The sequence below is a fragment of the Roseibium aggregatum genome (assembly GCF_014692675.1).
GTDB lineage: Bacteria > Pseudomonadota > Alphaproteobacteria > Rhizobiales > Stappiaceae > Roseibium > Roseibium aggregatum_C.
In genome coordinates this window covers 133,887-159,450 of the sequence record NZ_JABFCZ010000014.1, presented here as the reverse complement: position 1 = coordinate 159,450, position 25,564 = coordinate 133,887, and the positions used below count along the sequence as shown (strand labels likewise).

The 25,564-nt window shown below is 62.0% G+C and carries 24 protein-coding genes; 11 read left to right on the top strand and 13 right to left on the bottom strand.

Features of this window, described 5'->3' with window-relative positions:
* Window positions 1-2: 2 nt before the first annotated feature.
* From HK439_RS14155 to HK439_RS14140, 4 genes are all read left to right on the top strand, one after another.
* On the top strand, window positions 3-695 hold the full coding sequence (locus HK439_RS14155; RefSeq protein WP_190292158.1) for a 4-carboxy-4-hydroxy-2-oxoadipate aldolase/oxaloacetate decarboxylase: 693 nt from the start codon (window positions 3-5) through the stop codon (window positions 693-695).
* 64 nt (window positions 696-759) lie between these two features.
* Window positions 760-1,629: an amidohydrolase family protein gene (locus HK439_RS14150; protein WP_190292157.1), complete on the top strand. Its 870-nt coding sequence runs from the start codon at window positions 760-762 to the stop codon at window positions 1,627-1,629.
* 497 nt (window positions 1,630-2,126) lie between these two features.
* The gene (locus HK439_RS14145; RefSeq protein ID WP_190292156.1) at window positions 2,127-2,483 is read left to right on the top strand and encodes a protocatechuate 4,5-dioxygenase subunit alpha; all 357 of its coding nucleotides are present in this window, start codon (window positions 2,127-2,129) and stop codon (window positions 2,481-2,483) included.
* A gap of 12 nt (window positions 2,484-2,495) precedes the next feature.
* Entirely contained in the window at window positions 2,496-3,344 is an 849-nt protein-coding gene (locus HK439_RS14140; protein WP_190292155.1) for a class III extradiol dioxygenase family protein, read from the top strand.
* 84 nt (window positions 3,345-3,428) lie between these two features.
* Here HK439_RS14140 and HK439_RS14135 read toward each other — a convergent pair whose 3' ends face one another.
* The 6 genes from HK439_RS14135 to HK439_RS14110 all read right to left on the bottom strand — a co-directional run bounded on the left by HK439_RS14135 (window position 3,429) and on the right by HK439_RS14110 (window position 9,939).
* Complete coding sequence (locus tag HK439_RS14135; RefSeq protein ID WP_190292154.1) at window positions 3,429-4,691, bottom strand: glycerate kinase type-2 family protein; 1,263 nt, start codon at window positions 4,689-4,691, stop codon at window positions 3,429-3,431.
* A 113-nt stretch (window positions 4,692-4,804) separates the two neighbouring features.
* On the bottom strand, window positions 4,805-5,626 hold the full coding sequence (locus tag HK439_RS14130; RefSeq protein WP_190292153.1) for a carbohydrate ABC transporter permease: 822 nt from the start codon (window positions 5,624-5,626) through the stop codon (window positions 4,805-4,807).
* Complete coding sequence (locus HK439_RS14125) at window positions 5,623-6,510, bottom strand: carbohydrate ABC transporter permease (protein WP_190292152.1); 888 nt, start codon at window positions 6,508-6,510, stop codon at window positions 5,623-5,625. Before HK439_RS14125 ends, HK439_RS14130 begins: the two co-directional genes overlap by 4 nt.
* A 208-nt stretch (window positions 6,511-6,718) precedes the next feature.
* Window positions 6,719-8,002, bottom strand: a complete 1,284-nt coding sequence (locus HK439_RS14120; RefSeq protein ID WP_190292151.1) for an ABC transporter substrate-binding protein — start codon at window positions 8,000-8,002, stop codon at window positions 6,719-6,721.
* Between the two features lie 66 nt (window positions 8,003-8,068).
* Window positions 8,069-9,142, bottom strand: coding sequence for an ABC transporter ATP-binding protein (locus HK439_RS14115; protein WP_190292150.1), 1,074 nt, complete (start codon window positions 9,140-9,142; stop codon window positions 8,069-8,071).
* Window positions 9,142-9,939 (bottom strand): DeoR/GlpR family DNA-binding transcription regulator, encoded by a 798-nt coding sequence (locus tag HK439_RS14110; RefSeq protein ID WP_235987880.1) that lies wholly within the window; start codon window positions 9,937-9,939, stop codon window positions 9,142-9,144. The genes HK439_RS14115 and HK439_RS14110 overlap by 1 nt, the downstream gene beginning before the upstream one ends.
* 272 nt (window positions 9,940-10,211) lie before the next feature.
* On the opposite strand from HK439_RS14110, the gene HK439_RS14105 reads away from it, so the two are divergent.
* On the top strand, window positions 10,212-11,771 hold the full coding sequence (locus tag HK439_RS14105) for an alkaline phosphatase PhoX (RefSeq protein WP_190292149.1): 1,560 nt from the start codon (window positions 10,212-10,214) through the stop codon (window positions 11,769-11,771).
* 85 nt (window positions 11,772-11,856) lie between these two features.
* Window positions 11,857-13,485 carry a hypothetical protein gene (locus HK439_RS14100; RefSeq protein ID WP_190292148.1) on the top strand — a complete coding sequence of 543 codons (1,629 nt, stop codon included), beginning with the start codon at window positions 11,857-11,859 and terminating at the stop codon, window positions 13,483-13,485.
* 30 nt (window positions 13,486-13,515) lie between these two features.
* On the opposite strand, the gene HK439_RS14095 is transcribed toward HK439_RS14100, so the two are convergent.
* Entirely contained in the window at window positions 13,516-14,217 is a 702-nt protein-coding gene (locus HK439_RS14095) for a GntR family transcriptional regulator (RefSeq protein ID WP_190292147.1), read from the bottom strand.
* Window positions 14,218-14,768: 551 nt separating this feature from the next.
* Between HK439_RS14095 and HK439_RS14090 the strand changes: the two genes are divergently transcribed.
* From HK439_RS14090 to HK439_RS14080, 3 genes are all read left to right on the top strand, one after another.
* Complete coding sequence (locus HK439_RS14090; RefSeq protein WP_190292146.1) at window positions 14,769-15,182, top strand: VOC family protein; 414 nt, start codon at window positions 14,769-14,771, stop codon at window positions 15,180-15,182.
* The gene (locus HK439_RS14085) at window positions 15,179-16,126 is read left to right on the top strand and encodes a 2-hydroxyacid dehydrogenase (protein WP_190292145.1); all 948 of its coding nucleotides are present in this window, start codon (window positions 15,179-15,181) and stop codon (window positions 16,124-16,126) included. The genes HK439_RS14090 and HK439_RS14085 overlap by 4 nt, the downstream gene beginning before the upstream one ends.
* Before the next feature lie 91 nt (window positions 16,127-16,217).
* Window positions 16,218-17,036, top strand: coding sequence for a sugar phosphate isomerase/epimerase family protein (locus HK439_RS14080; RefSeq protein ID WP_190292144.1), 819 nt, complete (start codon window positions 16,218-16,220; stop codon window positions 17,034-17,036).
* Window positions 17,037-17,055: 19 nt separating this feature from the next.
* On the opposite strand, the gene HK439_RS14075 is transcribed toward HK439_RS14080, so the two are convergent.
* Window positions 17,056-17,967 carry a LysR family transcriptional regulator gene (locus HK439_RS14075; RefSeq protein WP_190292143.1) on the bottom strand — a complete coding sequence of 304 codons (912 nt, stop codon included), beginning with the start codon at window positions 17,965-17,967 and terminating at the stop codon, window positions 17,056-17,058.
* A gap of 414 nt (window positions 17,968-18,381) precedes the next feature.
* On the bottom strand, window positions 18,382-20,826 hold the full coding sequence (locus HK439_RS14070; RefSeq protein WP_190292142.1) for a Tex family protein: 2,445 nt from the start codon (window positions 20,824-20,826) through the stop codon (window positions 18,382-18,384).
* Window positions 20,827-21,026: 200 nt separating this feature from the next.
* Between HK439_RS14070 and HK439_RS14065 the strand changes: the two genes are divergently transcribed.
* Window positions 21,027-21,596 (top strand): fasciclin domain-containing protein, encoded by a 570-nt coding sequence (locus HK439_RS14065; RefSeq protein ID WP_209011806.1) that lies wholly within the window; start codon window positions 21,027-21,029, stop codon window positions 21,594-21,596.
* Window positions 21,597-21,680: 84 nt separating this feature from the next.
* Here HK439_RS14065 and HK439_RS14060 read toward each other — a convergent pair whose 3' ends face one another.
* The 3 genes from HK439_RS14060 to HK439_RS14050 form a co-directional block, all read right to left on the bottom strand.
* Complete coding sequence (locus HK439_RS14060) at window positions 21,681-22,427, bottom strand: anti-sigma factor (protein WP_190292141.1); 747 nt, start codon at window positions 22,425-22,427, stop codon at window positions 21,681-21,683.
* Window positions 22,424-22,981: a sigma-70 family RNA polymerase sigma factor gene (locus HK439_RS14055; RefSeq protein ID WP_190292140.1), complete on the bottom strand. Its 558-nt coding sequence runs from the start codon at window positions 22,979-22,981 to the stop codon at window positions 22,424-22,426. Before HK439_RS14055 ends, HK439_RS14060 begins: the two co-directional genes overlap by 4 nt.
* A 104-nt stretch (window positions 22,982-23,085) precedes the next feature.
* Window positions 23,086-24,210, bottom strand: coding sequence for an ATP-dependent DNA helicase (locus tag HK439_RS14050; protein ID WP_190292139.1), 1,125 nt, complete (start codon window positions 24,208-24,210; stop codon window positions 23,086-23,088).
* 181 nt (window positions 24,211-24,391) lie between these two features.
* On the opposite strand from HK439_RS14050, the gene HK439_RS14045 reads away from it, so the two are divergent.
* Window positions 24,392-24,715, top strand: coding sequence for a PAAR domain-containing protein (locus tag HK439_RS14045; protein WP_190292138.1), 324 nt, complete (start codon window positions 24,392-24,394; stop codon window positions 24,713-24,715).
* A 25-nt stretch (window positions 24,716-24,740) separates the two neighbouring features.
* Here the strand turns inward: HK439_RS14045 and HK439_RS14040 are convergent, their stop codons facing one another.
* Window positions 24,741-25,496, bottom strand: a complete 756-nt coding sequence (locus tag HK439_RS14040; protein ID WP_190292137.1) for a helix-turn-helix transcriptional regulator — start codon at window positions 25,494-25,496, stop codon at window positions 24,741-24,743.
* Between the last annotated feature and the right edge of the window lie 68 nt (window positions 25,497-25,564).

Below are 25,564 nucleotides of genomic sequence, written 5' to 3'. Positions count from 1 at the left end.
TGATGGCCGGCGCGGTGACCCAGTCGGGCGTGGTCGTTCAGAAGATCGAGCGCGCCGACAAGCAAGTGATCGCGGCCCTTGGCGCATGCGGGGTTGCGACCGTGCACGAGGCGCAGGGGCGTAAAGGCCTGCTGGCCTCTTACATGCGGCCGATCTATTCCGGCGCCCGGATTGCCGGGTCTGCCGTCACCATCTCCGCGCCTCCGGGCGACAACTGGATGGTGCATGTGGCGATCGAGCAGGTGCAGGCCGGCGACATGCTGGTGCTGGCGCCGACGAGCCCGTGCGAGGACGGCTATTTCGGCGACCTGCTTGCCACCTCCATGCAGGCGCGCGGCGGCATCGGCCTTGTGATCGACGCAGGCGTGCGCGACGTGCGCGACCTGACGGAGATGGGCTTTCCGGTGTGGTCGAAGGCGGTGTTCGCGCAAGGGACCGTGAAGGAGACGCTGGGCTCGGTGAACGTGCCGGTGGTCTGCGCCAACCAGCTGGTCAACCCGGGCGACATCATCGTCGCCGACGATGACGGGGTGTGCGTGGTCCGCCGCGAGGAGGCGGAAGCGGTTCTGGAAAAGGCCCGCGCCCGCGAGGCGGCGGAAGAGGACAAGCGCAAGCGCCTGGCCGCCGGCGAACTCGGCCTCGACATCTACAACATGCGCGGCCGCCTTGCCGAAAAGGGATTGAAGTATGTCTGAGGTGAGCGCCTACTCACCAATCGGACTTCTTCCGCTTTAAAAAAATCACAGGACAGACGTTCCAATGGATAAAGATTATCTTCCGTTCCACCCCAATCCGTCGAAGCCGGCCTTCAAGCTGCCGGCAGGCGCCGTTGACGCCCATTGTCACGTGTTCGGCCCGGCGGACGTTTTTCCTTACGCGCCGGAGCGCAAGTACACCCCTTGCGATGCGCCCAAGGAAAAGCTGTTCGAACTGCGCGACTATCTCGGCTTTGACCGCAACGTGATCGTGCAGGCCACCTGCCACGGCAAGGACAACCGCGCCCTGGTCGATGCGCTCAAGGCCGCCGGCGACAAGGCGCGCGGCATTGCCAGCGTCGGCCCCGACATTACCGAAGCCGAACTTGCAGAAATGGATCAGGCCGGCGTGCGCGGCGTGCGCTTCAACTTCGTCAAGCGCCTGGTCGACAACACCCCGAAGGACGTCTTCCTCGGCATTGCCGAGAAGATCAAGGAATTCGGCTGGCACATCGTCGTCTATTTCGAAGCCCCCGACCTGGAAGACCTGACGCCGTTCCTGAAACAGCTTCCGACCACCATCGTGGTCGATCACATGGGCCGGCCGGACGTGACCAAGGGGGTCGACCACCCCGATTTCCAACGGTTCGTCAACCTGCTCCAGGACAACGAAAACATCTGGACCAAGGTCACCTGTCCGGAGCGCCTGACCGTCGCGGGCCCGCCCTATGACGATGTCGTCCCTTATGGCAAGGCGCTCGTCGAGCGGTTCCCGGACCGGGTCATCTGGGGCACCGACTGGCCGCATCCGAACATGAAATCCCACGTGCCGGACGACGGCAAGCTGGTCGATTTCATTCCGCGGATCGCACCCACCGAGGCCCTGCAAAAGGCACTGCTCATCGACAATCCGATGCGGCTTTACTGGGGCTGAGCCCGCGGGACGCACGCCGGATCCGCCAAAGCAAATTTAAAAAGCATATAGCCCGGACGCTCCGCGATCCGGGCTTTTTTTGTTATGCAGCCTTCGTTTTCGCGATTTGCCCGTCCAGCCAGGCGACGGCATCACACCACTTCGTCTTTCTTGCCGTTTGATCGATGCGAGTGGATTGCCCGGACGTCGCCGTGCAACGACATGGGGAAATGGCAAGGCTTACCCTCACAGACTGCGTCATCACACGGCGAAGTCCGGGTGATCCAATCCACCTCGCCACATTTCCGGAAGGCCGGGATGGTTACCATTCCGATCCCCTCGGTACGGCTGGTGTGGAAATGTGAGAATGTCTCAGCCCGACCAGGAGAGCAGGTCAGGTATAAGTTTTGCGTAAAGGGTATTCATTCTCATACCCGCGCCCAGGCCGCTTGATTTAGGTCAAATCAGCACCTCTTTGCACCCGTGTATACATAAGGAAAGTGCAGGAGGAAAAGGTCATGGACCAACCAGGTTTTCACTATCACATCGATATTCCGGGAACGACGATCTTCGACGGCAAGCAGGCCATGAAAGGCTATGCGCTGAACAAGATGTGCTACTCGTTCAACAAGGCCGAGAACCGGGAAGCGTTCCTGGCCGACGAAGAAGCCTATATGGAAAAATACGGCCTGAACGATCAGCAGAAAGAGGCGATCCGCAAACGCGACGTGCTCGGACTGATCGACGCCGGCGGGAACATCTACTACCTCGCCAAATTCGCCGGCATCTTCAAGCTGTCGGTGCAGGATGTCGGCGGTCTGCAGACCGGAAAAACCACCGAGGAATTCAAGGAATTCCTCGCCAGCCAGGCTTGAGGAGGACAGATCATGGCCAAGGTTCTCGGTGGCATCACCACCTCTCACATTCCCGCCGTCGGCAACGCGATCCAGAAGGAGCTCTATGACGATCCCTACTGGAAGCCTTTCTTCGACGGCTATCCCAAGGTCCATGCCTGGATCAAGGAACACAAGCCCGACTACGTGATCAATATCTACAATGACCACGGCCTCGGCTTCTTTCTCGACAAGATGCCGACCTTCGCTATCGGCGCGGCGCATGAATACAAGAACGAGGATGAGGGCTGGGGACTGCCGTCGCTCGACCCGTTCCCGGGCGCACTGGAGCTCTCCTGGCACATCATCGAATCCATGGTTGCCGACGAGTTCGACATTACCTCCTGTCAGGAACTGGCCGTCGACCACGGTTTTGTGGTGCCGATGCAGCTGTTCTGGCCCGGCGCTCCGCACCATCCGGACATGCCGCGTTGCGTGCCGATCTCGGCCAACACCGTGCAGCATCCGATACCGACGCTGCATCGCGCGTTGAACTTCGGCAAGGCACTCGGCAAGGCCCTGCGGTCCTTCCCGGAAGACGCAAAGATCGTCGTTCTCGGCACCGGCGGCTTGTCGCATCAGCTCGATGGCCAGCGTGCGGGCTTCATCAACAAGGAGTTCGACCAGTACTGCCTGGAAAACATCGTCCACAATCCGGAAGAGCTGACCAAGATCACCCGCATGGAGCTGGTCGAAAAGGCCGGCGCCCAGGGCACCGAATTCCTGATGTGGATGATGATGCGCGGCGCGCTCGGCGACGATGTCAACGAGATCACGCGCAACTACCACATTCCGATTTCCAATACCGCGGCCGGCACGCTGCTGCTGGAATGCGCGGCCTGACGGAGCGGACTATCACCCATAACAACGCCCGGAATTCTTTCCGGGCGTTTTATTTTGCGGGTCAGGTCGGCAGCACGCGGACCGTCAGGCCGGTTCGATCAGGATCGCCCGGAAGTCGTTGACATTCGTCAGCGTCGGCCCCGGGACCACCTGATCTCCGAGCTGGCCGAAGAAACTGTGTGCGTCGTTGCGATCCAGCGAGGCTTGCGGATCGGTCCCGAGTGCGGCCGCCCGCGCCAGCGTCTGCGGATCGATCAGGGCGCCGGCCACCTCCGCCGCCCCGTCGACGCCATCGGTGTCGCAGGCAATCGCATGAATACCCGGTTTGCCGCCGAGCGCCAGGGCCAGCGCAAGCGCGTATTCCGCATTCGGACCGCCGATGCCGTCGCCTCTGCGGGTCACCGTCAGCTCGCCGCCGGACAGGAGCACGAGCGGCTGGTCGCCGGGCGCCATCTTCGACTGCCGCTTCAATGCCAGATCGGCATGGTGTTTTGCCACCTCCCGCGCCTCGCCTTCCAGCGCGTCGCCCAGGATCTCCACGCGGTATCCCGCATCGCGGACAAGGCCGGCGGCTGCTTGCAGGGACTGGGAGGGCGCCGCAACGATCCTATTCTCGGTGCGTGCAAGCTCAGGAGCGTCAGGCGCCAGAACGCCATTGCCCGTGCCCAGCACCGTGGCGACGGATCCCGGCAGGTCGATATGCCAATGCTCCAGGATCTTGCGCGCGTCATTGGCCGTGCTGGCATCGCCCACCGTCGGACCCGATCCGATGGAGGCCGGATCGTCGCCCGGAACATCCGAAATCAACAGCGTCAGCATGCGCGCCGGATAGGCGGCAGCCGCCAGTTGCCCGCCCTTCACCCGGCTCAGATGCTTGCGGACAACGTTCATCTGGCCGATCGGCGCACCGGAGGCCAAAAGCGCCGCATTCACCGCCTGCTTTTCGGCAAGCGTAATCGGTTCGAACGGCGCGATCAGCAACGCGGAAGCCCCGCCTGAAATCAGCGCCACCACGAAATCGTCTTCGCCAAGCCCCTCAAGCAGGTTGAGCATGCGCTTGGTCGCATCGAGGCCGGCCTGATCGGGAACAGGGTGTGCGGCTTCCACGATCTCGATCCCCTGGCAAGGACGCCCGTAGCCGTAGCGGGTGATCACAAGCCCCTCGCACGGCCCCCATTCGGCCTCGACGGCTTCCGCCATCCGCGCCGATGCCTTGCCGGCACCGATGACGACCACCCGTCCTTCGGGCTTTTCCGGCAGGAAGGCTGCAAGACTGCGCATGGGATCGGCGACCTCGACCGCCTTGTCGAACAAGGCCCGCAGAAATTCGCGCGGATCGCCGGTCATCTCGCTTCTCCCCGAATGACATTGTCCGCCATTTGTTACCGGAGCGGACACGGGAGCGGCAAGCCCAAGTTCATGCGAAACAGTTCACCAGCCGCCAGAAGGGAGGGACCGGGCTACTTGATGCCGGCCCGCATGAAGCTCTGCACGAACTGGCGCTGGAACAGCAGGAAGGCAATCAGCAGCGGGCCGGAGGTCATCAGGGTCGCCGCGTTGATCACCGACCATTCGATGCCGGAATCGATTGCCGAAAAGATGCTGAGCCCCACGGTGACCGGCCGGGTCTCGACCGAATTGGTCACGATCAGCGGCCAGAGGAAATTGTTCCAGTGGTGGCTGACCGACACGAGGCCGTAGGCCAGGTAGGTCGGCTTGGCGAGCGGGATATAGACCTTCCAGAGGATCCCCATGAAGGAGGCGCCTTCCACGCGCGCCGCCTCGTCCAGTTCCTTCGGCACGGTCATGAAGGTCTGGCGTAAGAGGAAGATGCCGAAGCCGGAGGCGATATAGGGCAGCGCGATCGCCGGGATCGTGTCGACCAGATCGAGCATCCGCATCGTCTTGTAGTTTTCCACGATCAGGATGTCCGGCATGACGAGCAGCTGCAGCAGGACCAGCGCGAACAGCACCGACCGGCCGGGAAACCTGAACCGGGCAAAGGCATAGGCCGCGAGCGTGCCGAGGAAGAACTGGCAGGCGAGGATCATCGTCACCAGGAGGAAGGTGTTCAGGAAATACCGCGCAAACGGTGCGGCCTGCCACGCCTTGACGAAGTTCTCCAGGGTCAGCGGAGCCGTCAGGACGAAGCGGGCCTCGAAGGCCGCCGGGTGAATCGCGGTCCAAACCGCATAGGCGAGCGGCAGGATCCACAGGAGGCCGAGCGCCCAGGCCGCCGACGTATTCAGGATCCGATCGAGAGAAAACGCGGGCCGGCTCATTTGTAGTGCACCTTGCGGTCGAAGAAGAAGAACTGGCCGATGGCAAGTGCGGACAGCAACACCAGCAGGGCGACGGTCAGGGTCGCCGCATAGCCGGTCTCCCAATAACGGAATGCGGTCTCGTAAATGTAGAACAACAGCAGCGACGACGCGTTGTCGGGACCCCCGTCGGTCAGGATGAAGATGTGGTCCACCAGCCGGAAGGAATTGATGACCGCATTGACCGAGACGAACAGGGTCGTCGGCATGAGCAGCGGAAAAGTGATCTTCCAGAACACCGTCCAGCGTCCCGCGCCTTCGATCTCGGCGGCTTCCTTTAGCGAAACCGGGATCGCCTGCAGGGCCGCCAGATAGAAGATCATGAAGAACCCGGCCTCCTTCCAGATCGTGACGACCATGACCGCGTTGAGCGCGGTTGCCTGGTTCCCGAGCCAGTTCGTGTGGGCCGTGCCGAACAGGGCGCCGAACAGCTGGTCGAACAGGCCGAAACCGGGCGTATAGAAGAACAGCCAGATATTGGCGACGGCGATCAGCGGCAGAACCGTTGGCGTGAAATAGGCCATGCGCACGAAGCCGCGGCCTGCGAGCTTTTCATTGACCCACAGCGCCATGAGAATCGCGAGCCCGATGGAAACCGGGATCGTGCCGAGCGCGAACCACAGATTGTTCCAAAGCACCTTCCAGAACACCGGGTCATTCAGCATCCGGTCGTAATTGGCAAGCCCCAGAAACTTGGCCGGCCGGCGCCCGCGCGGCGTTGAGAAGAAACTGTTGATCAGCGTGGTCACCGCCGGGACATGGGTGAAGGCGAACAGAAACACCATCGCCGGCAGAAGCAGCAGCCAGCCGTAAATCCATTCCCGTTTCAACGTCCAGTCACGCATGATCCCGTCAGCCTCGAATGAGCGTGTGTTCAACAGACCTAGGCGGTCTTCAGTGCGTTTCCCCGGGACGGGCCGACAGGACAGACAGCGGCACGACCCTCTGCGCCCGTCATCCGAGCAGTCCCATCCCGGGGAAACTGGCCGGCCCGCGAAAGCGCAGACCATGCAAGCCGGAGAGCGACGACAACCGCCGCCCTCCGAAGTCGGCTTAGCGGTATTCCGCCAGGATCGCGTCGGCCTGGGCCTGCGCTGCCTTCAGGGCCGCTTCCGGCGTTTCCTTGCCGGTGATGGCGGCTGCCAGAGCATCGTTGAAGATCTTGACGACACGCTGGTTCTGGTAGGTCGACAGTTCTGCCTTGGCGAATTCGAGCTGGTCACGCGCCACGAGCACCTGCGGGAAGCCTTCGGCGTATTTCTTCATGGTGTCGGTTTCCCAGGTTTCCGGACGCGGAGCGACGTAGCCGGTTGCCATGGTCCACTTGGCAGACTGTTCCGGTGCGGTGATCCACTTGACGAACTCGACGGCCGCCTTGGTCTGTTCATCGGACGCGCCCTTGAACAGGTAGAAGTTGCCGCCGCCGGTCGGCGCGCCGCGCTGCATCTTCTTCGGCAGCATGCCGACGCCGAAGTCGAACGGAGCGTTGTCGCGCACGTTGGTCAGGTTGCCGGTGGAGGTCCACATCATTGCGGTCTGACCTTCGAAGAAGGCCTTCGGCGTTGCGCCCCACTCGATGATGCCCGGCGCCATGACCTTGTCCTTGGTGCTGAGATCGACGAGGTACTGAAGCGCTTCGACCACTTTCGGATCGTCGAAGTTGGTCTTGTTGCCTTCGGCATTGGCAAGGGTCACGCCGTTTTCGATCGCCAGGCCCTGGAACAGCCAGTAGGGAAAACCGGAGGACGGAATGCGCACGCCCCACTGGGTGACGTTGCCGGACGCGTCCTTCTTGACGAGCTTTTTGCCGTACTCGACCATTTCGTCCCAGGTGGCCGGCGCCTTTTCAGGATCGAGACCCGCTTCCTTGAAGGCTTCCTTGTTCCAGTAGAGAACCGGCGTGGAGCGCTGGAACGGGATGCCGTAGGTCTTGCCGCCGGTCTGGCTGTTTTCCATGAACGCCGGATAGAAGCCCGCAATCCACTTCTTGTCCTCATCAGACGTCAGGTAATCGTCGAAGGGAATGATCAGGTCTTCGTCGATCAGGGTGAACATGTCCGTGGACAGGATCACCGAAAGCTGGGGCGGGTTGCCGCCGCGCGATGCGGTGATCGCCTTGGCGACCGTGTCCTGGTAGGAGCCGGCATAGACGGCGTCGATGTTCACATCCGGATGCGCCTTGGCATAGGCGTCGGTCAGGCCCTGGATGGTTTCGGCGGCCTTGCCGCCGACGGCGACCGGGAAATAGAACTGCAGGTCAACAGCCTGGGCAGAGGCCCAGGTGCTGAATGAAAGCGCCGTCGCGGCAACGGCCTTCAAGAGAGTGGACTTCAACATCTCAAATCATCCTTGGTTTGAGCCCCCGCAAGATTGCGGCTGTCCTGCGCCTTTCGGCACAGCTTTTCAGGAGCGCAACTGCGCTCCAATTTCTGAAATCAGATCATCCCGGCGTCCGCCGGTGGCATCGTCGAAGACATGCAGGTCCGCCGTGTCGAAGCCGAGCGACAGGTCCTCCCCCGGCACGACCCGGCTGTCGCCGGAAAGCCGCACCTGGAACGGCGCCGTTCCCAACAGGCAGTCGGCCAGCGTGTCGGCGCCGAGATATTCCACGGTCTGGACCCGGGCCCGGACCGGTCCTCTTTCATCGATGCGCATCGCCTCCGGGCGGATGCCGAGCTGCAGGGTTCCGGCCCCGGCAAGCTGTTCGAATGCAGTTGCCGGCAGCAGGTTCATCGGCGGCGTGCCGATAAAGCGCGCGGCAAACGGCGTCCCCGGTTTCTCGTAGAGGTCGCGCGGCGTGGCGGCTTGTTCGAGGTGCCCCTGATTGAGCAGCACCACCTGGTCGGCCATGGTGATCGCCTCGACCTGGTCGTGGGTCACATAGACCATCGTGAAGCCGAGCTGCTGCTGCAGCGCGCGGATTTCCACCCGCATCTCGTGGCGCAGCTTCGCATCCAGATTGGACAGCGGCTCGTCCATCAGACAGATCGGCTTCTCGCCGATGATGGCCCGGCCCAGCGCCACCCGCTGCTGCTGTCCGCCCGACAGTTGCGCTGGCTTACGGTCGAGATAGGGCGAGAGCCCCAGAAGGTCGGCGACCCTCTTCAGGCGCTCGGCACGTTCCGCCTTGGGAACCTTGCGGACCTTGAGGCCGAAGACGATGTTTTCCGCCACGGTCAGATGCGGGAACAGGGCGTAGGACTGGAACACCATGGACAGGTCGCGCTGGGAAGACGGACGCCTGGAGACATCCTCCCCCCCGATCAGGATCTGTCCTTCGTCCACGGTTTCCAGTCCGGCGATCATCCGCAAGGTCGTCGACTTGCCGCAGCCCGACGGTCCGAGCAGCGCCGTGAAGGAACCGGCGGGCACCTGAACCGACACGCCGTCGACCGCGCGCGTCCCGTCCCACACCTTGGCAACCGTCTGCAGCTCAATAGATTTCCCGGCTAATTTCTTTTCAGCGGACGGGCTCATCACGCATCCTCCGCCGCAACGACGATCCGAGGTCCGTCCCCTGCGATCAGGGCAGCTACGGATCCGGGAACAGGTTGATCGGTGAAGACGGCGCTCACATCGCGGATATGTCCGCCGCGGACATGAGCGCTGCGGCCGAACTTGCTGTGATCGAGCACCAGGAAGGATTTCCGGCAATTGGCCAGGATCGACTGGCGCGCGGCAACTTCGTCCTCATGAAAGTCCAGGAGCGTCCCATCCTCGTCCACGCCGGCAACGCCAAAGATCCCGACATCGACCTTGTAGTTGGCGAAGAACTCCTGCGCCGAGGCGCCGAGGATATCCCGGTCGCCGTGGCGAAGCCGTCCGCCGGCGATGGTCACCTGAAAGGACGGATTGTTCGACGCGGTGATGGCGACGTTCAGGTTATTGGTGAAGACATGCAGGTTCTCGTGGCCGGCAAGCGACTGCATGACGATTTCCGGAGTCGTCCCGATCGAAAACGCGAGCGACTGGCCGTTTGCGATTTCCGCCGCGACGGTCTTCGCGATCTGCTGCTTCGCCCCGAGATTGAGGATCTTGCGCGTGTTGTAGTGAATATTGGAGGCCGGAGCCGGCGGCTCGACGCCGCCATGCGTGCGCCGCAGGATGCCCAGTTCGCACAGTCCGTTGACATCCCGGCGGATCGTCTGGGTCGTCACATCAAACCGGTCGGCCAGTTCCTCGACCGAGGCGAATCCCGCCTTTTGCACGAGATCCGTGATCTCGGCCTGTCTTTTTGTTATGTCCAGTGCGAGCTGCATGCGCAAATCTGTCATCTCCATTTCGCCAAAACGGCCAAAATGGCGGCGCGCGGTTCGCGAACCGTCCGCATGCTGGTTAGCGCGCTCATATGAACCTTCTTAGACGTTCATATGAACATGCTGTGACAGGCTTTCCCCTTCACCCCTATAAATTGCAAGTGGAACGGAATATACTTTCTGGTGGCAGACCTGAAGACCGACACATCACTGAAACAAATTGCGGCTACTTGCGGGCATCAAGCGCGCAAGCGCGATTAAAACAGCCACCGTATCGGGAGCCAATAAAGATGAAAATCAAGACCCTTGCCTATGCCCTGGCAGCCACGACCTGCCTTTCCTCAGCTGCCCTTGCCGATCCCCTCACCCGCGTCGTCACCGTTCCGCTCGGCGCCGAAATCACCGGGATGTACCTTGAAGGCGGCGATCTGTTCTTCAATGTTCAGCACCCGTCGGACGACCTGAAATCCGATTTCTCCAAGGCAACCGTCGGCGTCATCTCGAATATCGACGTCTCGGGCAAGGAGTCCCCGCTTCCGGAAGGCGATGAAAAGGCGGTCGTCAAGTCGTCGCTGGGCACCTACCAGATCCTTCTGCAGGAAGGCGACCTCGACAAGGTCGGCAAGATCGAAGGCGCCGGCGGCGTCATCAAGACGTCGAATGATCCGGACTTCAACGGCTTCATCAGGACCGGAGAAAATGAAGGCTACCTCTTCACCAACTGGGAAGACCGTCCGGGCGGCATGTCCCGCGCCAAGCTTTCCCGCGCCGCGGACGGCACCTGGACCGTCGACAAGAATGACGTCCAGATGATCGATTTTTCGGCCGTCGGCGGCACCTGGGTCAACTGCTTCGGCAGCGTCAGCCCGTGGAACACACCGCTGACCTCGGAAGAACTTTATTTCGACGACACCGCCGACTGGAACAATCCCGACTACAAATACATCGACGGCGTCGATGCCCTGGCCAGCTACAAGGGCGAATACCCGAACCCGTATGACTACGGCTACATCGTCGAAATCAAGGACCCGGCCGGTCGCGCCACCCCGGTCAAGCAGATGGCGCTGGGCCGCTACAGCCACGAAAACAGCATCGTGATGCCGGATCAGAAAACGGTCTACATGTCCGACGACGGCACCAACGTGGTCTTCTACAAGTTCGTTGCCGACAAGGCAGGCGACCTGAGCTCCGGCACGCTTTACGCAGCCAGGATCACCCAGATGGCGGAGCCCGGCACGGAAGCCGCCAAGGCCCCCTTCCAGATTTCCTGGATCGAACTGGCGCACGCCTCCAATGACGAGATCGCGGGCTGGGTTGCCGAGTATGACGGCATTACCAAGGAGGATTACAAGGCCGGCGAGACGTCCTACATCTCCGATGAAGAAGTCGCCGCCTGGGCCGAGGGCGAAGCCGACGACAACCGGGTTGCCTTCCTGGAAAGCCGCCGCGCCGCTGCTGCCAAGGGGGCCACTGCCGAGTTCCGCAAGATGGAAGGCGTGCAGATCAACCAGGCCGCTGCTGCCGACGGTTCGGTTCCCTTCATGTATATGGCAATGTCGGAAGTCTCCAAGGGCATGGCCGATGACAAGGGGGATATCCAGGTCGCCGAAAACAAGTGCGGCGTGGTCTACCAGATGAAGCTGGACGACAATTTCAACGTCCAGAAGATGACCCCGGTCGTCGCAGGCGGCGCCTATGACAAGAACAACGCGGCCAACGCATGCGCCACCGACAGCGTCGCCAATCCGGACAACATCGCCGTTCTGGCGAATGGCGACGTGCTGATCGGCGAAGACACCGGCCACCACGAAAACAACGCCATGTGGCTTTGGAAACCCTCTTCCATGTAAGACGCAAGGCGTCTGATCGAAACGGGCAATTGAAGGGGGCGCAGCAAACGTCCCCTTCTCCATTTAAAACGCGGGACGGCTTCAGATGAGACTTGCGACCCTGTCGGTTACCACGCTGGCCTGCCTCGGCGCTGCCGCGGCGGCCATTGCGGCGACACTGGATCTTGAAGGCATGACCACCGAAGAGATCATGACCGTCCGGCCGTCATCGACCGACCTGGCGCGCGCCGGCCGCATCTACAATCCGGAAGCCCCGGTCCCGCCCCAGTGCTATACGCGGATCGAGGAGAAATATAATCCCTGTTACGTCTGCCACCAGAACAACGACGATCCGAAACGTCCCAATTTCATCCAGGACGGCTCGCTGCAGCAGGCCTATGAGTTTTCCGAGGCCGGACTTACCAATCATCATGTGAACCTCTTCGTCGACCGGAGCGAAGCCGTCGCCGCAATTTCCGACAAGGAGATCCTGGCCTATATCGGCGAAGACAATTACAGCCCCCTTTCCGCACGTCTCAAGACGCGGAACTGGACCGGCTTCGTTCCCGATCTTGCCGATTACGCGGAAGGCGCAAAGGCCTTCGACGAACGCGGCCATGCCCGCGACGGATCGGGCTGGGTGGCGTTCAACTACAAGCCCCAGCCGTCGACCTTCTGGCCGACGAACGGCTCCACCGACGACGTCCTGATCCGGCTTCCCGAAGCCTTCCGTTCCGATGCGGACGGCAAGCCGTCGCGCGATATCTACACCGCCAACCTTGCCCTCCTGGAAATCGCATTCCAGGACCTTCAAAGCGTCACGCTGCCGGAGGTCGATGAAAACAGGATCGGCGTCGACATAGACGGCAACGGCACTCTCGGACGAACCGGAAAAATTCTGCGCCGGGACAGTTACCTCGGCGCCGCCAACAGCGAGCCGCTGACCCGGATGACCTATCCGCAAGGGACCGAGTTCATGCATTCGGTCCGTTATGTCGGCGTGGACGGCGATCAGATCGTCGTGCCGAAGCGGATGAAGGAGCTGCGCTATATGGTGAAGACGCGCAAACTGACTCTCGCCGAGCTGAGGTCCCGCTATGGCAACGAGCTTCAGGAAAAGATCGACGAAAACCTGCCGAGATACATCGATCTCGGGGACCGGGGCACGGACACCGGCTTCGGCTGGACCATGGCAGGCTTCATCGAGGATGCGGACGGCCACCTGCGTCCGCAAACCAACGAGGAACAGTTCTTCTGCCGCGGATGCCATGCAACCGTCGGCGCGAACATCGATCAGACCTGGGCATTCCCGCGCAAGAAGCGAGGTGCCGATGGCTGGGGCTATATCGATTACCGCGCGATGGCCGACGCCCCGAACAAGGGGGAAGAGGCCGGCGAGATCCTGACCTATCTGAAGCGCGTGGGCGGGGGAGACGAATTCCGCTCCAACACCGAGATGCTGGAGCGCTGGTTTTCAGAAGATGGCACCGTGAATGAGGAGGCGGTTGCGGGCAAATCCGTTTACGACCTGATCACGCCAAGCCCGGAACGGGCCCTGATGCTGGACAAGGCCTACCGGACGATCGTTGCCGAACAGACGTTTGTCTACGGCCGCGATGCCACGGTTGTTCCGCCTAATAACGTCCATGCCCATATCGATGAGGCAACCGCGCCGACGCTGCCGCGCGAGCTGCGCTTTCCGCACGATATCCGTCTCGATTGGGGCGCGGACTGACACAGGTGCGCAAGGCTCCAGGGTCAGGCTCTAGATCTGCGACAGCTGGCTCGTCCGGAACAGCTCGCAAAAGATCTCCAGCGTCTTCTGCCGGCAGGAGTGCGACTGTTTGTATGCGCCCGATCCGTCGCCGCTGACAATGGCCGCAAGCAAATCCCGGTAGTTCTGGACCGTTGCCACGGGAACACCACGCAGCCGCAGAAGAACCATGCCCCCGCGCCGGATCTGATCATGCAGGCCGAGCACGATCTTTTCCAGGCGCCGGTTCTCGCTCAATGCAAGAAGCAGCCGGTAAAACCCGTCTTCGGCCTGCGCCCAGCCGTCAAGGTCGTTTTGCGAGAGAGCCAGGTCCATGTCCCGGATCAGGTCTTCAAGCTTTTCCAGGTCTTTGGATGCAATCGTCCGGCCGGCAAGATTCGAGATGGCGATAGGTTCCAGAGCGCTGAGTATGTCGTAGACCTCCACGAGGTCCTGCACCGTCACGCCAAGAACCCGGACGCCACGCCGGGGCACGAGATTAACCAGTCCGTCCGCTTCCAGGCGTATCAGCGCCTCGCGAACCGGCGTCCGGCTCATGCCAAGCCTCTCGGCAATATCGGGCTCCGGAGCCTGGGAACCGGGGGGCAGCTTGGAATGCGTGATCTCGAATTTCAGACGATCATAGGCATCGTCCACGCGGGTATTTTTTGATCTTGTCTGCATCAGCGCCGAAGACCCTATCTCAAATGGCATACGAGTACTGTTTCCGCGGATCTGCCCGGCTCCCGCTGACAGACCCGCGTCACCAGGTCCAAATCAGCCCTCTTCTGAAGGGAAAATCGATACCCATCGTTAATATTTACAATAGCATTTTATGGGATAGGCGAAATATCTCTGCCACCGTTTTTCGAAATTACGCGAATTATGGTTATTTCCAGAGAAACTCTATATGTTCTAAAAGTAATACATATAAAATCATGAAAACATACATCCAGATCAGGCCTAAAACTGTCCGAAAACGGGACACTCGAATAGTAACCTGCTTCATCTAGTTTGAAAGGCGACGATCCGGACCTTTCATCGTAGGATTTTCGCGACCGCCGGATGGGTTTCCGGATCGTTTTTACCATCAACCCAGGCCGCTCACCCTGAGCCGGCATTCCCCTGGAAACCAACCTTCGCTTCAGCATCCAAAATGCCCGGGGCTGTCATCGCATCGAAAAGCGGCTATCAGTAACAGACAGCCCCTCACCTCCGACCCACGTCTGCGGAAAATATCCGGACACCCATCCCAGGAGAAAAAATTGCAGTCCTGTTTTCACCTTGCCTATCATGTGACCGATCTGAACGAGGCCCGCGCCTTCTACGGCGGTCTTCTCGGATGCCGTGAAGGCCGCAGCACCGACGCCTGGGTGGACTTCGATTTCTTCGGCCACCAGATCTCCCTGCACAGGGGCACGCCGTTCGAAACCGCCGATACCGGCAAGGTCGGCGACCACATGGTGCCGATGCCCCATCTCGGCGTCATCCTGGACATGGAAAGCTGGACCGCGCTTGCCGAAAAGCTGGAGAAGGCAGGCATCGAATTCGTGATCCCGCCGACCGTCCGTTTCAAGGGCGAGCCCGGCGAACAAAGCACGATGTTCTTCCGCGATCCGTCCGGCAACCCGATCGAGGTCAAGGGTTTCAAGGACACCAAAGGGATCTTCGCATCATGAAGCCGGTCGTCCCCATGATCCTCCGCGCCCAGGAAGACGAACTGGCACTCTGGTACCGGCACCTGCCGGCCGCACTTGAGGATATCGCGGTCCTCAAGCCCCTCGATGAATTGTCTGAAGCCGAGCGAACGGCCGCGGAAGTTGCCATCGTCGCCAATCCCGACCCGAAGGATGTTGCCTCGCTGCCGAACCTGAAATGGGTGCAGAGCCTGTGGGCCGGGGTGGAGCGTCTGGTTTTGGAACTCCCCGAAGACGGTCCGCGCATCGTGCGCCTGACCGACCCGCAGATGGCCGAGACCATGTCGGAAGCCGTCCTTGCCTGGACCCTTTACCTGCACCGGAACATGCCCCGTTATGCCCGCCAGCAGCGCGACCGGGTCTGGCTGGAACATCCCCTGAAGCTGCCGGAAGAACGCACCGTCGGCATTCTCGGCCTCGGCAAGCTGGGCAGCCAGGCGCTCGCCCGCCTGCGCGATCACGGATTTTCCGTCTGCGGCTGGAGCCGGACGGAAAAGAGCTTCGTCGGGGTGGAAACCCACCACGGCACGGACGGCCTGAAAACTGTCCTTTCAAAGTCGGATATTCTGGTTCTGCTCATGCCGCTGACAGCCGAAACCCGCGGCATGATCGGTGCGGAGGCCCTGAGCCTTCTGCCGGACGGTGCTTCGCTGATCAATTTCGCCCGCGGCCCGATCGTCGACGACGAGGCCCTGCTCGCCGCCCTGGACAGTGGCCGCCTCGACCATGCGGTGCTCGATGTCTTCGTGACCGAACCCCTGCCCGAGGATCACCCCTACTGGTCCCATCCGGGCGTAACGGTCCTGCCCCATATCACCGCACCGACGATCCCGGCGACGGCGTCGCGGATCGTCGCCCAAAACATCGGCGCCTTTCTGGCAACCGGCACCATTCCCGAAAGCGTCGACCGGCAGCGGGGATACTGAGCAAAACACGTCGCGCTGTCGCACGGTTGTCAACGAGCCGGCCTAAGAGCCGGGGAACCGAAAATATCGTTTCCCGGACACAGGCACCCTCATGACAGACCTTCCCGTCGTCGGCGCGGCAATGACGCTGAAAGACCTTGAAATCCACCGCCCCCTGATGCTCGACAAGCACCGGGATCTGGAGCTGCAGGATTTCGTTTACGCCGACGTGCTCAACGGCGACTGGCAATCGGCCGTCGACGAGGCGAAGCGGCTTTTGGACGGACATCGGGGCCGGGTCGGCATTCACGGGCCCTTCTGGGGTTTTGCGGTCGACACCATGGATCCGGAGGTCCGCGCCGTGGTCCGCAAGCGCCTGCTGCAGGGTCTCGACGTCTGTGAGGCGCTCGGCGGCACCCATATGGTCGTGCACAGCCCCTTCACCACCTGGAGCTACAACAATCTCGACAACTATCCGAACGGCCGCGAGCGGCTGGTCGAACTCTGCCACCTGACCATGAAGGACGCGGTCAAACGGGCCGAAGAGATCGGTTGCGAACTGGTGATCGAGAACATCGAGGACAAGGACCCTTACGACCGGATCCGCCTTGCCAACGGCTTCGGCTCGGATGCGGTCGCCGTCTCGATCGACACCGGCCACGCCCACTATGCCCACGGCTCGACCGGCGCGCCGCCCGTCGACTATTACGTCAAGGCGGCCGGCAACCGGCTGCGCCACGTCCACCTGCAGGATGCCGACGGCTATGCCGACCGGCACTGGACGCTCGGCCAGGGCACGGTCAACTGGCCTGCGGTGTTCGAGGCGCTTAACAATCTGACCAGCGAGCCCCGACTGATCGTCGAGCTGCGCGACGCTGCCGGCATTCCGGCCTCGATCGCTCATCTGGAAAGCCTGGGCCTGGCGCAGTAAACCTGCAACAGGCGTTCCGTTATCCCGCCGTCGCACTCATGCCCAGCGCCATTTCCCGGAAACACTCCTTCACGTGGTCGGCGAAGGCGTGCGTTGCTTTGCCCGCGTGCGGGTTCTGCGCCAGGATGATGTGGTAGTTGCCGATATCCGGCAGGCCGTGGCGCTCGTCGAGCGCCTGAAGCGGCGGCTCGACCACGCTTGCCGGGAACGGCGCAACGGCGAGATCGGCCAGAAGGGCCGCTTCCTGGCCGGCGCTGTGAAAGCTCGTATAGGAAATCCGGTAGGGCTTTTCCGCCTTGTCGAGGGCAAGCCTTGCCGCCCGCCGCCAGGGGCAGCCGGAGGTGGAGACCGCCAGCGGCACGGGATCGCGCTCACAGGCAACGCCGCCCTCAAGCCCGACCCAGATCAGCGGCTCGGTGAAGACAATTTCCCCTTGCTTCAGCAGTTCGCTGTCCGGACGGGCAGTATAGAGAACGAGATCGAGTTCGTCGTTCCTCATTTTCCGGGCAAGCCCCGGACTGCCGTCCAGGTTCACGTCCACGTTGACCCCCGGGTGGGATCGGGCGAATCGGGACAGGAAATTGGGCAGGAACCGGGTGCCGAAATCCGACGGCGCACCGAACCGGACTTCGCCCTCCACGGAGGGTGAACGGAACAGGCTCACGGCTTCCTCGTTCAATTTCAGGATACGACGGGCATATCCAAGCAGCGCTTCGCCCTCGGGAGTCATGCGTACAGCGCGACCCTCCCGTGAAAAAACCGCAACCCCCAATATGGTTTCCAGTTTCTTGATCTGCATCGACACCGCTGACGGCGTGCGCCCGATCAGTTCGGAAGCCTTTGTAAAACTTGAGGTTTCCGCGATTATGAAGAAGGTCCGATAGAGGTCCAGGTCGATCAGCCGTGCGCCTTGTCTGGGTCCATTTTCCATGTCGGCAGGCCTGATTTGTTAAGTTCATTTTTTTTGATCGATCACATAAGTACAATTCGTTTGATTGAAAAGCAATGGACGCCCATATACCGGGCAAGCGGCCAACTATTTAGGCAACCGCCTCCCGAAAACCACAGATCGAACCACAGGTTAGGAAACGCCATGACCTATCTGGCACAAATCCTCGGCTCCACCCTGCTGGGCGTTGTCTCCTATTCGCCGTCCCAGCGCGGTGGCGCGGATCAGGCTTCGCGCAAGCAGTCCGCCAAGGGCCGGAAATAAGACGCCAGCCCGGGTCCCGGCCCGGCACCGTCTTACGGCAGAATTGAAAACCGCCCGATGCAGGCAGCATCAGGCGGTTTTTCTTTGTGTTGAAGAATCCGGAGATCGGTACGCCGTAGTCTTTCGGCGCCCCTACTTTCCGCGTTTGTTCATCGCCGCCGCAAGAGCCGCGGCCATGGCGTTGTTGCCGCCGCCGGACTCGCCACGCGGCCCGTTTCCGCGCGGAGCGTTGCCGCCGGGCTTCGGACCGCGTCCGCCCGGGCCTGAGCGGTCCGGCCGTCCCCCGCCCCTGCGGTCGTCGCGGCCGCGCTCGGTCTGGCGTTCCCTCTGTCCCTGATAATCGGCCTGGGATTTCATGGTCATGGAGATGCGCTTGCGCGGCACGTCCACCTCCAGGATCGTCACCTTCACGATATCGCCGGCCTTGACCACCTTGTGCGGGTCGTCGACGAAGCGGTCGGCCAGTTGGGACACATGCACAAGTCCGTCCTGGTGCACGCCGACATCGACGAAGGCGCCGAAATTGGTGACGTTGGTCACCGTGCCCTCCAGCTTCATGCCCGGTTTCAGGTCGGAGATTTCCTCAACCCCGTCCTGAAGGGCGGCGGTCTTGAATTCCGGACGCGGGTCACGGCCCGGCTTCTCCAGTTCGGAAATGATGTCCTTCACCGTAGGCAGGCCGAAACGATCGTCGGTGAACTCCTTCGGGTCGAGACCGCGCAGCAACCCGCTGTCACCCATGATCTGGCGCACGTCCCGGCCGCAGGCCTTCACGATGCGCTTGGCGAGCGGATAGGCTTCCGGATGAACGGAAGAAGCATCCAGCGGATCCTCGCCGTCATTGATGCGCAGGAACCCGGCGCAGAGTTCGAACGCCTTTGCCCCGAGCCGCGGCACGTCCTTCAACTGCTTGCGGCTGGTAAAGCGGCCGATGGAATCTCGATGTTCCACCACCGCCTTGGCGAGGCTGTCGGACAGACCGGAAATCCGGGTGAGCAGCGCCGGCGATGCCGTGTTCAGATCGACGCCGACGGCATTCACGGCATCTTCCACCACCGCATCGAGCGCACGCGCCAGCTTTGTCTGGTTGACGTCATGCTGATACTGGCCGACACCGATGGACTTCGGCTCGATCTTCACCAGTTCGGCGAGCGGGTCCTGCAGGCGGCGGGCAATGGAAGCCGCGCCGCGCAGGGAAACGTCCACATCCGGCATTTCCTTCGCCGCCAGTTCGGACGCGGAATAAACGGAAGCCCCGGCCTCATTGACGATCACCTTCACCGGGCGGCTCGCCGGCGGAATATCGGCCAGCACATCGGCGGCGAGGCGGTCGGTCTCCCGGCTCGCCGTGCCGTTGCCGATGGCAATCAGCCCGACCTTGTGTTTCGCGATCAGCGCCAGCAGCGCAGCGCGGCTGCCGGTCACATCGTTCCTAGGCTGGAACGGATAGATGGTTGCCGTGTCGGTGAGCTTGCCGGTCTCGTCCACGACCGCGACCTTGACCCCGGTGCGGATTCCCGGATCGAGACCCAGCGTCGACTTGGCGCCGGCGGGCGCCGCCAACAGCAGGTCCTTCAGGTTTCGCGCAAAAACCTGGATCGCTTCCTCCTCGGCCTTCTCACGCAGGTCGCCCATCAGGTCGAGTTCGATGTGAAGCGCGAGCTTCACCTTCCAGGCCCAGCGTGCGACATCCATCAGCCACTTGTCGGCCGGACGCCCCCTGTCTGCAATGCCGTAGGTGTCGGCGACCATTTTCTCCGCTGGCTTCACCGGCGAGACATCATCCGCATCGACGGTCAGGTCGACCGACAGCACGCCTTCGTTGCGGCCGCGGAACAGCGCCAGCGCCCGGTGGCTCGGGATCTTCGACAGGGGCTCGGAATAGTCGAAATAGTCGGCGAATTTTGCGCCCTTTTCGCCCATGCCGTCGATCAGTTTCGACTGCACCACGCCGCGCTCACTGACATAGGAGCGCAGACGTCCGACCAGCTCGGCATTTTCCGCAAACCGTTCCATCAGGATCTGGCGCGCGCCGTCGAGCGCGGCCTTTGTGTCCTCGACACCCTTGTCCGCATCGATATAACCGGCGGCTTCCGCTTCCGGGTCCTTCATCGGATCGCCGAGAAGCAGATCCGCCAGCGGCTCCAGTCCGGCCTCGCGGGCGATCTGCGCCTTGGTGCGGCGCTTCTTCTTGTAGGGCAGATAAAGGTCTTCCAGTGTCGCCTTGGTATCGGCGGCGGCGATGGAGGCTGCCAGCTCGTCGGTCAGTTTGCCTTGCTCATCGATCGATTTCACGATCGCGGCGCGCCGGTCTTCCAGCTCGCGCAGATAGATCAGCCGCTCTTCCAGCTTGCGCAATTGCGTGTCGTCGAGGCCTCCGGTTGCCTCCTTGCGGTAACGGGCGATGAAGGGAACCGTCGAGCCCTCGTCGAGCATCGTCACCACCGCATTGACCTGCGCCGGCTGACAGGCGATCTCGTCGGCGATCCGGCGCGCAATGCGCAACGCGGTTTCGGCACTTGTCGCCTGCAGGTTTGCAGCAGCAGGATTGGCGGGGCTTGCGGACACGTCGGACATCTTGACCTTTCCCGAGATATGTCAGGGCTGGCGACGATAGTGCCGCCGATGACGGCGATAAAGAGACGGAATCCGTGATCCACGAAGAAATCGACCAGCCGGCCCCGGATTTTTTTCGCCTAGCCTGAAACTTTTTCCCGACCCTCTCCGTAACTGCCTCCGATTGCCGAAACGCGCAATCGAAAACAGAGGAGAAGACAATGACCCTTTCACTGAAATCCATCGCCCGCGCAACCGTTGCCGCATCGATCATGGGGATTGCCGCCCTGCCGGCGCTTGCCGAAAAGACCGTTGAGGTCGGCGGCGCGCCGATGTACCCGTCGAAGAACATTGTTGAAAACGCGGTCAATTCCGCCGACCACACCACGCTGGTTGCTGCCGTCAAGGCTGCCGGCCTGGTCAAGACGCTCGAAGGCAAGGGTCCCTTCACCGTATTCGCCCCCACCAACGAGGCCTTCGCGAAACTTCCCGCAGGCACGGTCGACATGCTGCTGAAGCCGGAGAACAAGGACAAGCTGACCAAGATCCTGACCTGCCACGTTGTGGCGGCCGACGCCATGTCGGATGCGATCAAGTCCATGATCGCCGATGACGGCGGCGCGCATAAGGTGAAAACCGTCGGCGGCTGCGTCTTCACCGCGAAGATGATGGACGGCAAGATCGCGATCGTGGACGGACAGGGCGACGTGGCCCATGTCACCATCCCGGACGTCGATCAGTCCAACGGCGTCATTCACGTGATCGACACCGTTCTGCTTCCGGCAAGCTGACCCACGCACACGCGCCCCATCGAAAGCCCGGCCGATTTTTCGGCCGGGTTTTTTCATGCCCGACCCGGATCGGAAATTGTGCGCTCACTCCGCCTTGACGAGTTTGCCGGAGTAGACGACGGGCCCGGTCGGCAGACCGGTCGGTGACCCGCCTTCCGGCTCCACGCTGATCGCGATCGCCGACCCCTTGCGGGCATAATCCGCGCGTCGTGTCGGGTGCAGCGAGGTCGTCGACGCCTTGGCATCGACCAGACCGAGCGAGACCGGCGCTTCCGCGCCATCGGCCACGTACCAGACTTCCAGGCTCTTGCCCTGCGGCTGCTCGGCGGCAAGGCTGCGCACCTTGACCACGCCGTCCGCCGGGTCGACGGACACGATCAGGGCCGGCAGTTCGCCCCCGCGATTGACCACAGCCACATAACGCTGGCCGGCGGTCGGGTTGAAAACCCGCTCCGCAAGTCCGGAAAACAAGACGAAGCCCGCCAGTCCGGCCGCCAACGCCCCGGCGGCCACCGCCGTCCCGCGCCAGAAGGCGAGGCGCCGGGTGAGATCGATCACCTCCGCGCCGGTCGCTCCTTCAGCAGGTGCGGAGGCTTCCCTGTCAAGGGACGCCTCGAGATTGCGCCAGACAAGATCGGGCGGCACTTCCGGTGCAGTGGTATCGGACAGTGGAGACAGACGGTCCTCCCAGCGGCGGACGGCTTCCGCGAATCCCGGATGGGCCGCAAGCAAACGCTCCGCCTCGGCCCGCTCGTTGGGGTCGAGCGTTCCAAGAACATATTCGCCTGCCAGACCTTCCAGATCCTCAGGCAAGGGCGTTTGATCTGTCATTCGCGGTCCATACACTCTTTCAGGCGCATCAGGCCGCGCCTCAGCCAGGTTTTGATCGTCGCCTGCGGCATGTCGTAGGCCCTGGCCAGCTCTTCGCAAGAATAACCATCGCAATAGGCCTGAACAACGCAGCCGCGCAGCGCCTCCTCCAGCTCGCCGAGACAGCCCCGAAGGGTTTCCCGGTGGACAGGATCGACGCGGGCGTATCGCTCGTCCGCAATCCGCTCCAGAGGATCGTCTCCGTCTTCGGACGCATCCAGTGTCCGCTCACGCCGCTGGCGCAGGGCATCGATTGCCGTATTGCGGGCAATGGCCGCCATCCATGTGACCGGCCGCCCGCTCGCAGCTTCATACCGGTCCGCGTTCCGCCAGATCTTCAGGTAGGTTTCCTGAAGAACTTCCGATGCGCTGTCCCGTTCTTTCAAGATACGGAGAACGATGCCGAAAAGTTTCGCGCTGGTTGCGGAATAGAGGGCCTGGAACGCGGCTCGGTCTCCCTTCGAAATGCGGGAGAGCAGATGTTCCAGATCGGCCTTGGCGTCGGATTGCTGCACGCGTGCCCCTTTTGCTTGCGCGACAGCATCACGGTTTCTGCCGTTAGGTCAAGCAGACTTGGCCTGCTTACGATCACCTTATGATGATTACGAACGAAAGCGTGTCACCGCACCACGGTGATGCGTTCCGCCGCGCGGGTCACCGCCGTGTAAAGCCAGCGGTCCTTGTGTTCGCGGAAGGCCCAGCTTTCGTCGAACAGCACCACGTCGTCCCACTGGGACCCTTGCGCCTTGTGCACGGTCAGCGCATAGCCGTAGTCGAACTCGTCCGCCTTGCGCCGGATCGCGTAAGGGATCTGTTCGGCCCCGTCCTCGAACATGGCCGGCAGCACCTTGACCTTCACCACCTGCTTCGCCCCGATATCGTCCTCAGGGATGACGTCGAAACGAAGCGTGTTGCCCTGCGGCGTGCGCAGGCGCTTGACGGTCCACAACCCGCCATTCAGGAGGCCCTTGGTCTTGTCGTTGCGAAGACACACCAGCTTGTCGCCGACGGCGGGCATCGGCGTGGTGAAATCCTTCAACTCGCGGATGCGGCCATTGTAGAGCCGCCGTGTCTTGTTGGTGCCGACCAGCACCTGGTCGGTCGCCAGGATCTGATCCTTGTCGATGTCGCGCCGGTGAATGACCCGGCTTTCGCCGTAGTCCCCGTAATCGAGCTTGCCACCCTCGCGGATGTCCATGGACATGCGCACGATCGGATTGTCCTGGGCCTGGCGGTGAACCTCCGTCAGCATCACGTCCGGCTCGGCCTCGGTGAAATAGCCGCCACCCTTGACCGGCGGCAATTGCGCCGGATCGCCGAGCACCAGCACCGGCGTGCCGAACGAGAGCAGATCCTTGCCCAGTTCCTCGTCCACCATGGAGCATTCGTCGATGACGATCAGCTTGGCGGTCGCCGCCGCGCTGTCGCGCTTGATGGCGAATTGCGGGCCGGCATCCTCCTCGTCGTCGTCCGTGTCCTCTTCCTCCTTGGCGGCGCGCGGGCGGTAGATCAGCGAGTGGATCGTACCCGCATCCGCGCAGCCCTTCTGGCGCAGCACATGGGCCGCCTTGCCGGTGAAGGCGCCGAAACAGACGTCGCCGTCAATGCCTTCGGCCAGATGGCGCGCGAGTGTGGTCTTGCCGGTGCCTGCATAGCCGAACAGGCGGAACACCTGCCGGTCGCCGCGCTTCAGCCAGCTTGCCGTTTCCGTCAGCGCCTTGTCCTGTTCCGGCGACCACGCCATCAACTGATTCCCGTTTCGTTCTCGTTCGGTCCGTGCATAGCGCGATTTCGTTAAAGTGGCTATGGGGGAGCGAAAATCGGTTTGGTGAAAATCTATTTTCCTGGCATTGGCTGCGAGCCGGAACAGGCATCCACCAGTCGGGACGCTTCCCCGGCAGCCTGCTTTCTGTCATAGAAACCGGATGAAGATGCTGATCAGCCTGTCGTTGTTCCTGTCCGTCGCGGTGCCGCTGCCCCTGCAGGCCCAGACGGTAAACCTGCCCGCCTGTGCGGCAAGCGGAGCATCTTCGGTCTTCATCAACGGAAGGCCGATGCTGAGGCAGTCGGATGTGGCGAACTGTCCGGAAGGCATGTTCGAAATCGTGCCGGGGTTCCTTGTCGAAGGTGAGCCCGCTGTGCGCTTTGCCGCCCCTGCCGAAAACTGCGTTGCGGGCGGATCCGCCGATGTGCTGGTCGGCGGCGCCCCCGCGGGCCGCGCCGGCGATGCTGCCTGCCCACCCAAATAACGTCAGCCGAACCGGAGGCGCAGCGTCACGCGGCCGGCTTCTGGACGCTGATGATCCCGAGGCGGATGGCCATGCAGGTGGCCAGCACCTTGCTGGAAACCTGCATCTTCTTGAAGATGTTGTTCCAGTGGAACCGGACGGTGGCGGCGGAAACCCCTAGAATGATCGCGATTTCCGCATCCGTCTTGCCTTCCGCGGACCAGGCCAGGACATCCCGTTCCCGGTCGGTCATGCGCGGCACCGTCGGGCTTGCATAAAAGCTCAGGAACTTGTCGTGGAACGCATTGCCGAGCAGCGCCACTTCGGCCAGCTCGTGATAATTGCGTTCGGTTACCGGCCGGTCCCGGGACAGCCCGACGGCCGACAGCTCGCCGGACATACTCACGAACGGCACACCTATTCCGTCGGCCAGACCGGCATCGCCGGCCTCGTTCATGAGCTTTTTCGACGTGAGAAGCGTTTTGTCATCCTTGGCCGGATCGCGACTTTGCGCGGCCACCGCATCGTCCCAGAAAAACGGCGCCGGGCTCTGGAAACACCGATAGACCACGGGATCGAAGGAATAATAGTCCTGAGCCATGTAATGGCTCATCCAGTCGTCCGGATAGCTCGTGGCAAATCCGTGGAAGGCCTGCAGCCCCAACGCCGGGTGGTCGGTCATCAGGGTGAAACAGACCTTGTCGTAGCCGTATTGCTCGACGGCTTTGCAAAAAATCCTGAAAGCCTCGGCCGACGAAGCGGAGCGCTGAATTTCTTCGATTACCTTCCCAATGTCGACCATCGCACACAACCCATCCGCAACCCTAACAATTCTGATAGCTATCAGAAGTAGTGCCGATTTGGTATAAA

Excerpts from the sequence above, each read along its gene's own strand:
- HK439_RS14060 (WP_190292141.1), bottom strand. The coding sequence starts at position 22,427 with ATGACAGATCAAACGCCCTTGCCTGAGGATCTGGAAGGTCTGGCAGGC.
- HK439_RS14130 (WP_190292153.1), bottom strand. The coding sequence starts at position 5,626 with ATGAGCCGGCCCGCGTTTTCTCTCGATCGGATCCTGAATACGTCGGCG.
- HK439_RS14135 (WP_190292154.1), bottom strand. The coding sequence starts at position 4,691 with ATGACCGGCGATCCGCGCGAATTTCTGCGGGCCTTGTTCGACAAGGCG.
- HK439_RS14050 (WP_190292139.1), bottom strand. The coding sequence starts at position 24,210 with ATGGCGTGGTCGCCGGAACAGGACAAGGCGCTGACGGAAACGGCAAGC.
- HK439_RS14095 (WP_190292147.1), bottom strand. The coding sequence starts at position 14,217 with ATGCCATTTGAGATAGGGTCTTCGGCGCTGATGCAGACAAGATCAAAA.
- HK439_RS14150 (WP_190292157.1), top strand. The coding sequence starts at position 760 with ATGGATAAAGATTATCTTCCGTTCCACCCCAATCCGTCGAAGCCGGCC.
- HK439_RS14065 (WP_209011806.1), top strand. The coding sequence starts at position 21,027 with ATGACCCTTTCACTGAAATCCATCGCCCGCGCAACCGTTGCCGCATCG.
- HK439_RS14080 (WP_190292144.1), top strand. The coding sequence starts at position 16,218 with ATGACAGACCTTCCCGTCGTCGGCGCGGCAATGACGCTGAAAGACCTT.
- HK439_RS14115 (WP_190292150.1), bottom strand. The coding sequence starts at position 9,142 with ATGAGCCCGTCCGCTGAAAAGAAATTAGCCGGGAAATCTATTGAGCTG.
- HK439_RS14085 (WP_190292145.1), top strand. The coding sequence starts at position 15,179 with ATGAAGCCGGTCGTCCCCATGATCCTCCGCGCCCAGGAAGACGAACTG.
- HK439_RS14155 (WP_190292158.1), top strand. The coding sequence starts at position 3 with ATGGCCGGCGCGGTGACCCAGTCGGGCGTGGTCGTTCAGAAGATCGAG.
- HK439_RS14125 (WP_190292152.1), bottom strand. The coding sequence starts at position 6,510 with ATGCGTGACTGGACGTTGAAACGGGAATGGATTTACGGCTGGCTGCTG.
- HK439_RS14105 (WP_190292149.1), top strand. The coding sequence starts at position 10,212 with ATGAAAATCAAGACCCTTGCCTATGCCCTGGCAGCCACGACCTGCCTT.
- HK439_RS14140 (WP_190292155.1), top strand. The coding sequence starts at position 2,496 with ATGGCCAAGGTTCTCGGTGGCATCACCACCTCTCACATTCCCGCCGTC.
- HK439_RS14145 (WP_190292156.1), top strand. The coding sequence starts at position 2,127 with ATGGACCAACCAGGTTTTCACTATCACATCGATATTCCGGGAACGACG.
- HK439_RS14120 (WP_190292151.1), bottom strand. The coding sequence starts at position 8,002 with ATGTTGAAGTCCACTCTCTTGAAGGCCGTTGCCGCGACGGCGCTTTCA.
- HK439_RS14100 (WP_190292148.1), top strand. The coding sequence starts at position 11,857 with ATGAGACTTGCGACCCTGTCGGTTACCACGCTGGCCTGCCTCGGCGCT.
- HK439_RS14070 (WP_190292142.1), bottom strand. The coding sequence starts at position 20,826 with ATGTCCGACGTGTCCGCAAGCCCCGCCAATCCTGCTGCTGCAAACCTG.
- HK439_RS14075 (WP_190292143.1), bottom strand. The coding sequence starts at position 17,967 with ATGGAAAATGGACCCAGACAAGGCGCACGGCTGATCGACCTGGACCTC.
- HK439_RS14045 (WP_190292138.1), top strand. The coding sequence starts at position 24,392 with ATGAAGATGCTGATCAGCCTGTCGTTGTTCCTGTCCGTCGCGGTGCCG.
- HK439_RS14110 (WP_235987880.1), bottom strand. The coding sequence starts at position 9,939 with ATGACAGATTTGCGCATGCAGCTCGCACTGGACATAACAAAAAGACAG.
- HK439_RS14040 (WP_190292137.1), bottom strand. The coding sequence starts at position 25,496 with ATGGTCGACATTGGGAAGGTAATCGAAGAAATTCAGCGCTCCGCTTCG.